At 63.2% G+C, this 13,143-nt stretch carries 8 protein-coding genes and 3 pseudogenes; 9 read left to right on the top strand and 2 right to left on the bottom strand.

Annotation, left to right across the window (positions count from 1 at the left end):
* The first annotated feature begins 2 nt into the window (after positions 1-2).
* Complete coding sequence (locus CJ177_RS35900) at positions 3-806, top strand: IclR family transcriptional regulator (RefSeq protein WP_095870028.1); 804 nt, start codon at positions 3-5, stop codon at positions 804-806.
* Between the two features lie 788 nt (positions 807-1,594).
* Here the strand turns inward: CJ177_RS35900 and CJ177_RS35905 are convergent.
* Complete coding sequence (locus CJ177_RS35905; RefSeq protein ID WP_164060181.1) at positions 1,595-2,770, bottom strand: MFS transporter; 1,176 nt, start codon at positions 2,768-2,770, stop codon at positions 1,595-1,597.
* Positions 2,771-3,430: 660 nt separating this feature from the next.
* On the opposite strand from CJ177_RS35905, the gene CJ177_RS35910 reads away from it, so the two are divergent.
* The 4 genes and pseudogenes from CJ177_RS35910 to CJ177_RS49565 all read left to right on the top strand — a co-directional run.
* Positions 3,431-4,801 (top strand): aspartate aminotransferase family protein, encoded by a 1,371-nt coding sequence (locus CJ177_RS35910; protein ID WP_164060180.1) that lies wholly within the window; start codon positions 3,431-3,433, stop codon positions 4,799-4,801.
* A gap of 14 nt (positions 4,802-4,815) precedes the next feature.
* Entirely contained in the window at positions 4,816-6,078 is a 1,263-nt protein-coding gene (locus tag CJ177_RS35915; protein ID WP_095870031.1) for a M20 family metallo-hydrolase, read from the top strand.
* Between the two features lie 48 nt (positions 6,079-6,126).
* A complete protein-coding gene (locus CJ177_RS35920; protein ID WP_095870032.1) occupies positions 6,127-7,674 on the top strand; it encodes a class I adenylate-forming enzyme family protein in 1,548 nt (515 codons plus the stop codon).
* Positions 7,675-7,719: 45 nt separating this feature from the next.
* Positions 7,720-8,286 (top strand): annotated as a pseudogene (locus tag CJ177_RS49565) (NADH:flavin oxidoreductase); the annotation flags it as partial.
* 388 nt (positions 8,287-8,674) lie between these two features.
* Here the strand turns inward: CJ177_RS49565 and CJ177_RS35930 are convergent.
* Positions 8,675-9,703, bottom strand: coding sequence for a LacI family DNA-binding transcriptional regulator (locus tag CJ177_RS35930; RefSeq protein ID WP_095870034.1), 1,029 nt, complete (start codon positions 9,701-9,703; stop codon positions 8,675-8,677).
* A 527-nt stretch (positions 9,704-10,230) separates the two neighbouring features.
* On the opposite strand from CJ177_RS35930, the gene CJ177_RS35935 reads away from it, so the two are divergent.
* From CJ177_RS35935 to CJ177_RS35950, 4 genes and pseudogenes are all read left to right on the top strand, one after another.
* Positions 10,231-11,604, top strand: a complete 1,374-nt coding sequence (locus CJ177_RS35935; RefSeq protein WP_095870035.1) for an MFS transporter — start codon at positions 10,231-10,233, stop codon at positions 11,602-11,604.
* A gap of 34 nt (positions 11,605-11,638) precedes the next feature.
* Positions 11,639-11,790 (top strand): annotated as a pseudogene (locus CJ177_RS35940) (IS3 family transposase); the annotation flags it as partial.
* Positions 11,791-11,885: 95 nt separating this feature from the next.
* A pseudogene (locus CJ177_RS35945) lies at positions 11,886-12,083 on the top strand (acetyl-CoA C-acyltransferase); the annotation flags it as partial.
* A 32-nt stretch (positions 12,084-12,115) separates the two neighbouring features.
* A complete protein-coding gene (locus CJ177_RS35950; protein ID WP_095870036.1) occupies positions 12,116-13,006 on the top strand; it encodes an MBL fold metallo-hydrolase in 891 nt (296 codons plus the stop codon).
* Positions 13,007-13,143: the final 137 nt, after the last annotated feature.

Here is a 13,143-nt window from a genome sequence, read left to right on the forward strand (position 1 = left end):
TCGTGGGCAACTTGGACTCGACGGCGACGGTCGAATCACCGCGCGGGGGTTCCCCCTCCTACCCGATCGGATCGGTCGGCAATGCACTGCAGATGCTTCTTATGCTCCGGAAATCACCAGCACTTCGTGTGACCGAGGTATCGCACGACTTGAACATTGCGCCTTCCAGCGCGCATCGGATACTTGCTGTGCTGCAGCAGTTCGACTTCGTCGAGCAAGACGTGACGACCCGCGCATACGCCCAAGGTCCGGCGCTGCTCGATATCGGATTGGCCGCCGTCAGTCATCTGCCTGTCCGCCAAGCCGCTCACCAGTTGATCCGGAACCTGCGCGACGTCACAGGTGAGACGACCGAGCTGTGTATTCTCGACGGGCCCGACGTCATCGTCGTCGACGTCGCCGAAGGATTGCTACCGCTGCGAGTAGTCGATGATCTCGGCGACCGGATGCCGGCCCACCTCACAGCAGCGGGAAAAGCAATGCTTTCCCACATGACCACCGCTGACCTTCGAGAACTCTTCCCAGACCCGGAGGAGAAGCTCCACACCGTGACTGAACGATCCATCGGCACCCGTGCCCTACTCGACCAGCACCTGGCCACCGCCCGCGAACTGGGCTATACGACCAATCTCGGGGAGGCAGGCCCGGAATTCGTCGGCGTGGCCGCCGCCATCGTCGACGAGACCGGGACAGTCCACGGCGCCGTCACGCTGGCACTGCCGTGGGCGCGAGCTGCCGACGGCTTTGCCAGCCACCTCGGCCCCCAAGTCAGACGCACCGCAGAGACCATCGGCACAGTCCTGTAACCGGTTCACACCTTCCCATCGTTGGTCGCGTTGACATGACCGGAAGATCGCCGGCCTTATCGCGAGCGGGATACAGCACGGCGCTCGACGGTATTGAGTGCTGGGTCCTCGCTCACATGTGAACGAGTGTTTGCCGACAGCAAATGTCGTCTCGGCCGGTAAGTCACGAGATGCGGGAGACCACACTGATTAGTCAGTGTAAGAATGTCGAGTTCGACGTGAGCGGTGATTTGACGGCCTCGGCGGCCAGAAAGTGACTTCGAAGCACTCGTGATGCCGGGCACGCAACCGCTCCACCTCGACGGCGATCTTCGACATGGGCCAGAAGTGCCCCGGAGCAACATCCGGGGCACTTCTGCGTATCTGCTCTTGAGCCGCTCACCCTGGCAGCGCACTGGTCCCTGACCACCCATTGTTCAGGCGACGGGTGGTCGCCGAATTCGGCCTCAGGTCCGCTACACGCTTCAGTGGTGCGTTTCAAACCAGCGGCGACGGACTCAGCCGTACTGGGACCGCGTCGGTCCTCGCCGCCCACAGTAACGTCCTTGAATCCGACTCGGCCGCAGTCGGGTCGGTAAAAGGCTGTTGCACAACAGTTATGAACTATTAACCCGCCAGCACAGGAGTTCCCTCAGATCGCACGGTCGATCCCCGCCTCCGCGTTCGGCTTCCTCGCCTCGAATCTCGGCGAGTCTCTGGCGCTCGACCGTGGACGAGGGTCAGAGTAAGGGCTTCGCAGCCACCTCGGCCCTCAGGCGAGGCGAACCGCAGAGACTGTCGGCGCGGTTCTATTCGCGACTGGCCGGCACTTCGCGCATCACCTGCCGATGCTGCTGACTGCGGTTCTGCCGTGCGGCGAGAGGGAGTGCCACGGTCAGTGCAATGATCACTGCAGACGAGAGATGAGCGATACCGAACCCGGAGTGATCGGCGACCGCGCCCGTCATCGTCGCTCCCAGGCCGATTCCGGCGTCCATGCTGATGTTCCATGCGGCACTGGCGAATCCGACTCGGTGCGGGGGTACTGACACTAATGTCCTCATCAACGTCACGTTCTGGATCCAGCCAAGGCCAAACCCGAAGGCCATCGCCCCGGCCAGAGCGACCGGGAATGCGGCATTCGCCGATGTGACGGCGACCGAGAAGCACATGGTTCCCGCGATCGCTGCGACGACTCCGATCTGTGCCGTCGACCGACGGTCGAGAATCCGGTGACTATAGTGTCCCGCGACGAACCGGCCCGCGACGACGGTGCCGCCTACCGTCGCCAGGATCACTCCGGCATGTGTGGACTGGGGATAGCCGACGAGCGGAACCAGCGCTGAAAGACCACCATACGCAGCAGCGATGCCAACAACGGCCAGGCTGGCCAAGGCGATAGGCCGTTTGAGGACACCACGCGTGGACTCGGAATCCGAATGCGCACCGATAGCGCCATACATGGCCCGCGGGAGACCAAGCGCCGCCAGCGCTGCTGTTACGGCCATTGCAGTCGCGACTACGGACACTGCCACCACACCCCCGGCTCGGAAGAGTTGCATTCCGATCAACAGAAAGACGGTCTGAGAGGCAGCATTGGCCATGCCCTGTGCGGCGACGGCCCGACCGAGCCGATCGCTGGTGGACAGGTGAGGAGGCAGCGCAGAGCAGGCCACTGTCACCAGGCCGAATCCGAGTCCTCGGACCGCGCTGATCACCATCAAAGCGGTGATGTCGTGTGACCACTGTACGAGAGCGATGCACGGCAACCCGAGAAGCAGACATCCGGACACCACAACTGGACGAAAGTCGTAGCGACGCAGCAATGTAGGGGTGGCGAGTTGGGCCGCGATAGTGGCGGTCATAAACACCCCGGTTGTTCCCCCCGCGGCGAAACCTGAGCCTCCAACGGCACTGACGAGGAGCGGAGTCACGGGGAAGATCAACGCCCAGGACCCGAATACGTTGGAAACGATGAAGATCACTCCACCCAACGTGGCCATCCGAGGTCTGCGAGTCACCACCATGAACGCCCTTTCGTACTCGTGAGTGGAAGCCCGGTTCGCGCAGGCCAGAGATAGAGATGGTGCCAATGGCAAATCCTCTTCGAGCGCAGCCCGCATGCATCTGAGGCGAACTGGAACGTCGATAATTCTGCTATGCAGAATTGAAATCCACCCTGAGGTCCGTTGCCGGCATCCGCATGAAGTCAAAGTCAGGATATATAACCGAATCCTGTATACCAGGTCTCGCCGAAGGTAACACTACGGAAATCACGCTATTCTTATCTATGGATAGCCGTTCTATTAGGCAGAACTTGCATCAGCGTCGTCCCCGGCTGCGGCAACGAAGGCAGGCTGCTCCGGTGGAGGTGGAAACCGTCATGCGTGCCCAGTTCCGCGGTCGGGCGACGTGCGCAGGCCGCGCCATTTCACGGAAGGGGGTGCCCAGCCGGGCCACCACAGGCTCCGGCCAGGCTGCTCTCCGGTCAGGTGTCTTGTGCTCACGGGCTGGCAAACGTAGAGTGATACCAAACGTTTGGCAACCGCCCATGCAGCTTCCGGAAAAGCGGGAGTGACCTGCGGTGGGCTGCCGCTCCTCGCTTCTCTAGTAAACAACGGCCACTAACAGGAAGGTCAGGCGCAGTGTCCACACGTGACGGCCTCGGGAACCATCAAGAGCAGTTCTATTCGAAGTCCTCGATTCCTCGACCGCATATCACCCGTTCCGAGGGTATTCGCTTCTACGGCGCTGATGGCACGGCGTATATCGATGCGAATGCTGGTGCGGCAGTAGCGAATATCGGTCCCGGTAACGAACGCGTCCTTCAGGCGATGGTCGACCAGGGCCGACGCATGACGTTCTCGTACGTTCGTTTCTCCCGACACGACCCCAACATCGAGCTGACGGCGCGGATCGCCGAGCTCGCCGGACCCGGATTTGAGCGCATCCACCTTGCGAACGACGGGTCCGAGGCCAACGAGATGGCCATCAAACTTCTCCGGGTCGCGGCCTACCAGGCAGGAAAGCCGGCGAAGCGGAAGGTCATCTCACTCACGCCGTCCTACCACGGCGGAACGCTCGGAACGATGGGGTGGACCGGGGACAGTGAGTACACCGCCTACTACGGCGACATGATGGTGCCCTCGACGAAGGTTCCCGCGCCGTTGACGTACCGCCGCCCCGACGGAATCAGCATCGAGGAGGCGGGATCGCTCGCCGCCGAGCACCTCGAACGCGCGATCCTCGAACTTGGTCCGGACAACGTCCTCGCTTTCATCATGGAGCCTGTTGGCGGAACAGCAACCGGCGCGAACGTTGCACCGGAATCCTATCTGCGCGCCGTTCGCGAGATCTGCACCCGCCACGATGTCTTTCTCGTCTTCGACGAGGTCATGTCCGCGACCCGGACCGGAAAATTCCTGGCTGCCCAGCACACCCCCGACGCACGCCCCGACGCGATCGTGATCGCCAAGGGCCTGGGCGCCGGATACGTCCCGCTCGCTGCGACTGCGGTCTCGGCGGAACTGCTCGAGCGCCTCACCTCGAACGGTGGCTTCGATCTGTCGCACACGTACAACGCGAACCCCATCTCCTGCGCGGCAGGCTGTGCGGTTCTCGACGAGATGACCGAGCGAGGCCTGATCGAGAACGGCGCGGTCATGGGTCGAGAGCTGACCAAGCAGTTGCAGGGTCTGGCGGAGAAATGGCCGCTGATCGGTGATGTCCGCGGCCGCGGGCTGATGGTCGGCGTCGAGATCGTCGCGGACCGCGCCACGAAAGCCTCCCTTCCCGGTGCTGCCAACGCGACGGGCGAGATCCGTCGTGTTGCCATGGAGAACGGATTGCTCATCGGTGGTCGTCGACTCAACGGGGGAGCCTTCGGTGAATTCCTCATGCTCACGCCCGCATTGATCATCACCGAGGCCGAAGTCACCGAGATCGTCGAGCGGCTGGATACGACCCTCGCGACGGTGACGAAGCGGCTGCAGGCCGCCGGATATCTCTCGGCCTGAGAAACGGAGACCGCATGTCTGTTCTCGACCCCCTCACCATTGCCGATCCGGGGCAACTCACTGCCGACCTGGTCCACCTGTCGACCATCGTCGACTCCACCGTTCCTGGCTGGACCAGGCAGGCGTTGACCGAGGCCGATGTCGTCGGCCGGCACTGGGTCAGAGCTCGAATGGCGGAGGCCGGCCTCGACGCTCACATCGACGGCGCAGGCAACGTCATCGGTGTGCTCCGCGGGACCGCGCCTGGCAACAGCGCAATCATGACCGGATCACATACCGACACCGTCGAGGGAGGTGGGCGATACGACGGCAACGTCGGTGTCGCATCCGCCCTCGAGGTGGTGCGGACCCTCCGCGCCAACGAAGTTCGACTCCGCCACGACCTCATCGTCGTCGACTTCTTCAGTGAGGAGCCCAACCGGTTCGGAATCAGCTGCATCGGCTCGCGGGCGCTGACGGGGTTCATCACCGCTGAGGATCTCGACCGGGTGGACTCGGACGGTGTCCGGTTCGCCGACGAGTTGGTGCGCATCGACATCGACCCCAGTGCGCTGCTGTCCTCACGGATGGACACCAGCCGCATCAAGGCGTTCGTCGAGCTGCACATCGAGCAGGGGCCGTATCTCGAGGAGCAGGGCAGCGATATCGGCCTCGTCACTTCCATCACTGGGATCAAGCGATTCCGGGTCGCGTTCAGGGGCCGTCCGGATCACGCCGGAACGACGCCGATGAACCGGCGGCACGACGCGGGATGTGCCGCCGCAGGATCGGTCCTGGCCATCGAACAGATCGCCTCCGCGAACGTCGACGGTAGAGGAACTACCGGGTTGGTCACCTTCACACCGGATGCAGTGAACATCGTCACCGAATCCGCCGAACTCTGGGGCGAGTTCCGCAGCCCCGATCTGCGCTGGCTGGACGACGCCGGAACCGAGTTTCACAGCGCGGTGCAGCGCGAGGGCGCCAGCCGTTCGGTGGAAGCCCAGCTGGACTGGCTCCCGTCGGAGCAGCCCGCCGGCATGGATGATCGGTTCATCGAGGTCACCGCGCGGGAGGCAGACCGACTCGGACTCAAACAATCCCGCCTCTACAGCGGCGCCGAACACGATGCGGCGATTATTGCGAAGAAGATCCCGACAGCCATGATCTTCGTGCCGTCGAAGGACGGCCGCAGCCACTGCCCGGACGAGTTCACCGCCGACAAGGACATCCACTCGGGCGCGAACGTACTTCTCAACACGATCATCACCCTTGATCGCGAGCTCGACTTCGCCTGACCGCGCCGTCTTCGCGACTGGTTCGGACTTCGCACTCTGGAGAACAACATGGATTTGTCACACCTTCTGTACCGAAGCGCGTTGCGTTATCCCGACAACCCGCTGTGGGTCTCGCTCGACCGTGCGCCCGTCACCTACGCGGAAGGCGCAGCCCGCGTTAGCTCCCTAGCCAACGCCATCCTGACCCGCGCTCCTCAGCGGGCGCGGGTCGCGATTCTGTCGACGAACCGCTACGAGGGGCTCGAAGGCTTCCTGGCCACCATCACGGCCGGCTGCGCCGCGGTCACCCTCAACCCGCGAGGCCATCAAGAGGACTACCGCCACGCTCTCTCGGACTCCAGGGCCACCATCGTCCTGTGTGATGCAACGCTCGCCGACCGACTGACTCCCCTTCACGAGGATCTTTCGCAAATCGAGCACTGGGTCAGTTTCGGCGGGGACGTCCCCGGTTTCGAACGGCTGGACGACTGGCTGAAGTCGCCGAGCGAACGTCCGGACATTGTGATCGAGCCCGATGATCCCGCGTGGCTGTTCTACACATCGGGAACCACAGGCAAGCCCAAGGGAGCTGTGGAGACCCACCGGAACCTGCTCGCGATGACGCGCCACTTCATGCTCGAACTCGGATCCGATCTCGGGTCCAACGACGTGATGCTGCACCTCGCTCCGATCTCGCACGGATCGTGCAGCGTCGCGATGCCACACCTCGCGGTGGGCGCGGCGAACGCGTTTCCGAGCTCGCTCAGTTTCGACCCCTCCGCAGTGCTCGAAACGATTGATCGCCTGAACGTCACTGCAACGATGCTCGCCCCCACGATGATTCGGATGCTGCTCGACGCTCCTGATGTGGAGAAGCACGATCTGTCAAGCCTGAAATCGGTCGTGTACGGGGCTGCTCCCATGCCGGTCGCCGACCTGAAGCGCGCGCTCGAGGTCTTCGGCCCCGTGTTCGTGCAGTTCTACGGACAGGCAGAGGCAGCCGCGACCATCACCTGTTTGCCGAAGGCCGAGCACCGTCTGGACGACGAGGACTGCGTCCGACGACTCGCCTCGGCCGGCCGCGAGACCTTCTCGACTCGCATTCGAATCGTCGACCCCGAGGGACGGGAAGTCCCCGCCGGCACCGTCGGAGAAATCACCGTCCGCGGTGAGCTGGTGATGTCCGGCTACTGGGAACGCCCGGACGCGACAGCCGAAACGATCAAGGACGGCTGGCTGCACACCGGCGATGCCGGCTACCTCGACGAAGGGGGATACCTCTTCATCACAGACCGCATCAAGGACATGATCATCAGCGGTGGATCCAACATCTATGCCCGCGAGGTAGAAGAGGTCCTCGGCCAGCATCCGGACATCGCGCAGGCCGCGGTAATCGGCATCCCCGATGAGAAGTGGGGTGAAGTCGTCGCAGCTGTGGTTGTCGCGCAGGAGGGCACAGATCTGACTCCCGAGTCCGTCATCGATTTCGCACGAAAGTCGATGGCCTCGTACAAGAAGCCACACCACGTCTGGATCGTGGACGAACTGCCAACCAGTGCCTACGGCAAGATACTGAAGCGTGAACTGCGTAAGCAGTACCAGACCGCGGGGCAATAGCGGAGTGATCGAGTATCCGTCGCCCCGCCCCTCGAATGGCGTGCTCCACGAAACGCCGGATTCGGTTTGGTAATGACGTGCGCAGCGCATGTGTCCCGGGCTGGCCAGGCATTCCCCGGACAGTTGGCCGTATGGAACGATCGTTTCTTGCCCGGCCTGACACGACTGGCCTCCGCACTGGCCGAGCGGGATGCGCCCTCGGCAGTCCAGCTCCATCACGGTGGTGCGCGCGCACGCCACGAATTTGCAGGACTTGAGCCGGTCGCCCCCTAGGATGATGCATCCAGAAGTATCCGCGTACTGATCACCGAAATCTGTTACATAGTACGAGATTTCGCTTCTACTGCACAACGGGTCGAGCACGCGGGACTCGATGGCGTCGAGATTTCTGGAGCGCACGGTTACCGCCTGTGCCAGTTCCTGGACTCGCGACCCAACACCAGGACCGACGGCTACGGTGGCACGCTGGAGAATCGTTCCCGGATGGTTCTCGAGGTTCTCGAGGCGGTGAGAGCGGCGACCGGACCCTCGTTCCAGGTCGGTCTGCGTCTGCGCCCCGAGCGCTCCGGTGTCCTTCTTCCGAGAGCTGTCACGTGGCAGAATGCACCATGACATCGGACCTTGTCGACTATCTCGATGTGGGATGTAGAGAAGCGCCCACACCGTGAAACCAGCCCGAACCGGCTCTCACGCGACCTGGCCGCTGGTGCCACACTGCTGGATGTCTTCGCATCGCTTCCGCGAGGGAGCACACGGCTCGGCGTGGCGGGCAAGATCCCGTCCGGCGCCGTGGCCCAGTCGTGTCTTGATCGGGGAGCGGACTTCGTTCTAGTCGGAACGGCGGCGATTCTTCAGCACGACTTAGCTCGCCGAGTGTTGATCGATCCGTCTTTCAGCAGCATCGATCAGCCGGTGTCGTGAATATCTCGCGTCGCAGGGACTGGGCCGCACCTTCATCGACTATCTCGCGAATGATTGGGACGATTTCGTCGCGTGATGATCACGCCCCTGGCCGAGGTGCCGGTCCTACCAAGGCGCCGCGCACCTCGGACGAGGAGGCACGGACGATCAGAGCGGGCTCCAAAGCGGCGCTTGCCGCATCACGTCCCTCGATCAACGACACCAGCTTGCGCGCTGCCGTCCGCCCCATCGCGCCCAGATCCGTGCGGACGCTGCTGAGGGGTGTTTCGAGGTATGCGGCCTGCGGAATGTCGTTGTACCCGACGAGCGCGACGTCCTCGCCGACCCGCAGACCGCGGTCGGCGAGCGCCCGGCCTGCTCCAATCGCAGCGTGGTCGTTCGCGCAAAACAGGGCAGTGGGGGGTTCCTGGTGCTCCGCGAGAAGCTCCGTGACGTAGCGATGCCCGTCGTTGACACCGAATCCCCCGAGACTGGAAACGGACACGACGGTGATCTGCGGGTGTTGCGCTATCACTTCGGCAAATCCGGCCACTCGATCGAGCGACGTACTCGCTGCGGCCGGCCCGGGGACCACTGCCACCCGTTCGTGTCCCATGGCGACGAAATGCTCAGCCACGAGCGAACCGCCACGGCGATCATCGGCAGTCACCGAAACCGCGCAATCCGACCGGCGCATGGCAAAAACGAACGGCACAGATTCCGATTCGAGTTGAGAGGGAATTGCACGCCCCACCTCCGTGTCGCACAGTACGAAACCGTCCACCTTCCGGCTGAGGAGATGATCGATCGCGGCGGAGCGCACATCGGGGTCGCCGTGTGTCGCGATGACGGCCGAAAGGTAGCCCAATTCTCGGGACGCTTCCTCGATGGCTGTTGCGAGTATGGCCATGACGATGTCGCTGAGGACGGGGACGACCACGCCGAGCACGCGCGAGCGCCCTCCGCGCAGACTGGACGCAACAGGATCGAGAACATAGCCCGCGTCGAAAGCCAGCGTCTGGATGCGTTCGATCGTGGACGCGGCCACGCGTCGGCTGTCACCTCGCAATGCGCGTGACACAGTGGACACGTCGACACCGGCCAGCGCTGCCAACTGCTTCATATTCATCGCGGTCAAGTCGTCCCCCCCTTTTCGAGTTAGTTGCGGTCGTGAGGCAAAGGATAGGAACCCGGCGTCGGGCTGTTAGAGCCACCAGTCCAGTGGTGCGCACAGCAATCTACGCCAAACGATTGTCATCTGCGTCATACTCTCGCTTGATTTTGAAACCGTGCTCTCCCGAGATCTCGCCCCTTGCGTTCACTCGACGCGGTCGATTATCGTCACACCAAACGTTTGGCAAGGCCTAGGTCACATGAGGGCTGCAGACGAACGAGAGCGGTACGGGTGTCCACCTGCCGCGGACCTCGACGTCGTCAGCCGATCGCGACCGGGCAGCCGGAGAGTCGGAACGGTGAAGCAACACGCCGTCGTGACAGCCTCAGCGCCATGGGGGTCCGGGTAATCAGGCCGGCCAGACCAGACGTACCGTCACACCAGGCCCCGCGCACCGGCCACATCCAGCCACGAAACCCGAAGAGACATATCGACATGGGTATACGGCAAGCGCGCGAGTCCACCCAGAACAGGAGCGTCACATGTCCGAGATCGCGGGCACCGCGTACCCATCCACATCACCGTCCCCGCCTAACGGCGATGCTTCGCTCGACAATGAAAGACTGAGTCTGTTCCAGATCCGGCTTGCCGCGTGCGCGGGCGGTTCGGGGTTCATCGACGGTTACGTCCTGTCGATTTTCGGTGTTGCGCTGATCCAGATCGGGCCGGAGTTCGCTCTCTCGTCCGCCGCCAAGGGCGCCATCGCCGCGACGATTCTCATCGGTGTCTTCTTCGGAGGCATCGTCGGTGGCTACCTATCGGACAAGTTCGGCCGGCAGCGGATCTACAAATGGGATCTCTTCGCCATCGCCGTACTCTCCATTGCGTCGTTCTGGATCGATGGGCCACTCGCTCTGCTCATCATGCGGCTGCTCATCGGTTTCGCCGTCGGAGTCGACTATCCCATTGGTTCGGCCCTACTCACCGAGTTCAGTCCGAAGCGATTCCGTGGGCCGCTCTTGGGAGTGCTCATCTCGCTGTTCTTCCTGGGCGGTGCCGTTGCCTATGGCGTCGGCCAGGTGCTGTTGTCCACGGTCGGGGACGACGCCTGGCGATGGATGCTGGTCAGCGCTGCCGTCCCCGCGCTGCTCATCGGGGTGCTGCGCGTCGGAACCCCCGAATCTCCGTACTGGCTCACCCGAAACGGGCGCATCGAAGAGGCGAACACCGTTATGGAGCGCGTGTTCGGTCCCGGGGTTACGGTCGACGAGGTCCCCGCTGAAGGGGAGCGGACCGTCGGGCTCCGCGGAATCATCCGCTCCGGCTATCTCGGGCGCCTCGCCTTCGTGATCGCCAGCTGGACCAGCGCGATAATCCCCGTGTACGCGATCTTCTCGTTCGGCCCTCAACTCATCGGCGCGCTGCATCTCGAAGGTAATGCTGCTACCTACGGGTCCGCCGTCATCGAGCTGTTCTTCGCTGTTGGCTGCTTGCTCGCACTCGGGATCGTCAACAAGGTTGGCCGTAGAACCCTGACCATCCGGAGTTTTGCCCTCAAGTCCGTTCCGTTGCTGCTGCTTGCCGTGTTCTCCGATGCGCCGGCCATCTGGATCGCCGTATTCTTCATCGCGTTCGCCCTCTTCAGCGGAGGTCTGGAGGTGATGAACTTCGTGTACCCCAACGAGCTGTTCCCCACCGACCTTCGCAGTTCTGCCATGGGGCTGGTCACCGCGTTCACGCGATTTGGTGCGGCCGCAGGAACTTTTCTCGTACCGGTTGTACTCGAGCAGTACGGCATCTCCGCCACCATGTACGCCGCCTGCGCCATCACGTTGGTCGGTCTGCTCGTATCCATCGTGTGGGCTCCCGAGACCCAGGGGATGAAGCTCAGCGAGTCGTCCAGTCTCCACCACTGAGATATGTTACCTGCAGTGTTCCTGCCAGGTCCGACTGCACGGATCGGGTTGGACGACGAAAGTGCGGGTGGGGGAGTGGCTCTCGTACTTCAATCGACGTCGCCTCACTCCGCCCTCGGACACCTCACCCCAGAGGAGTTCGATCAACGACTGATCGCGTCGTCTGCGCTGTCAGTCGCCGCATGAAATCGGGTGTCCACTCCCGGGGGACGACCTCAGACCTGGCTGCCGTCGCCGCGGCCCTCGCCAAGGTGCCGGAGCTCGACCCGGCCAAGGTCGACGACCTCGACCTCGACGAGGACAAGATCAACATCTCCGGCGGGGCGATCGCGCTCGGTGACCCGTTCGGCATGACCGGTGCCCGCATCACCAACGCCCTGCTGAACAACCTACTTGAGCAGGACAAGGCCTTCGGCGTCGAGACCATGTGCGTCGGCGGCAGCCAGGGCATGGCGATGATGCGCGAACGCCTCAGCTGACTAACAGTCACTGCAAGACAATAGGATTCGCTATGAAGATCGAGTATGACACGGGCTTCCACGAGGTGGCCGACGGCGTCTGGATGGCTCGCTACGCGTGGCACGACGTCAACGTCACACTGGTGGAGGGCGGCGGCGGTGTTCTCCTCGTCGACACTCATTCCTCGGCCGAGGCGGCACGCGCGGTGCTGGCGGACGTTCGGCGACTCGGCCGCGGCGACGTCCTCGCAATCGTGAACACTCACGAGCACTTCGACCACGTCTTTGGAAACGCAACCGCGAAAGCCGTGTGCGGCGACAACATCCCGATCTACGCAACTCGTCGTGCGGCCGAGCGCACTCCTGTGTCCGCGGAGTTGTTCAAAGACCGGTACCGGCGGGAGCATGCGGCGGACCCGACCAAGGATCCGCGGACGTCCGAGATCCTCGGAACGCCCGTCCTTCCCGCCGACCACCTTTTCGACGATCGGATGACCGTCGACATCGGTGGTCGCCGGGTCGAGCTTGTTCATCCAGGGCGCGGCCACACGGCCGGGGACCTCGTGGTGTGGGTGCCTGATGCCAACGTCATGCAGTTCGGTGATTTGCTGGAAGCGACAGGCCCACCGGTCTACATCGATGACTGCTATCCGCTGGAGTGGGCGAGCGCCCTCGATTCTGCACTCGCACTCTTGGATGCGCGGTCGGTTGTGCTTGCGGGACACGGGCAACCCGCCGATCTGACCTGGGCGCGAGGTCAGCAACTGGAGATCGCCAGCGCTGCTGACTCGATCCGCCGGCTGGTCGACGAGGGTGCGCCGATGGCCCTCGCCCGCGAAGCAGCATCGTGGCCGTGGCCACTGGACTGGAGATTCTCGGGAGCGCTGCAGGCAGGCTACGCCCAGCTTGGTGTGCGGGCGTCGTCAGCCGGCGGCAGGAGCTGAGTCTGGCGCGAGCCTTGCGCACCCCGTATCCATCGCATACGTTGGGCAAGCATGCCAAACGATTGGCGTTAGCAGTCGATCTGCTTCCGTTCGCACTGGTCAGCGCCCTCGTCAGTCACCTGCAACAAACCTTCCGA

Source organism: Rhodococcus sp. ACPA1, from assembly GCF_002300195.1.
Classification (GTDB): domain Bacteria; phylum Actinomycetota; class Actinomycetes; order Mycobacteriales; family Mycobacteriaceae; genus Rhodococcus_F; species Rhodococcus_F opacus.

Excerpts from the sequence above, each read along its gene's own strand:
- CJ177_RS35915 (WP_095870031.1), top strand. The coding sequence starts at position 4,816 with ATGTCTGTTCTCGACCCCCTCACCATTGCCGATCCGGGGCAACTCACT.
- CJ177_RS35930 (WP_095870034.1), bottom strand. The coding sequence starts at position 9,703 with ATGAATATGAAGCAGTTGGCAGCGCTGGCCGGTGTCGACGTGTCCACT.
- CJ177_RS35920 (WP_095870032.1), top strand. The coding sequence starts at position 6,127 with ATGGATTTGTCACACCTTCTGTACCGAAGCGCGTTGCGTTATCCCGAC.
- CJ177_RS35935 (WP_095870035.1), top strand. The coding sequence starts at position 10,231 with ATGTCCGAGATCGCGGGCACCGCGTACCCATCCACATCACCGTCCCCG.
- CJ177_RS35950 (WP_095870036.1), top strand. The coding sequence starts at position 12,116 with ATGAAGATCGAGTATGACACGGGCTTCCACGAGGTGGCCGACGGCGTC.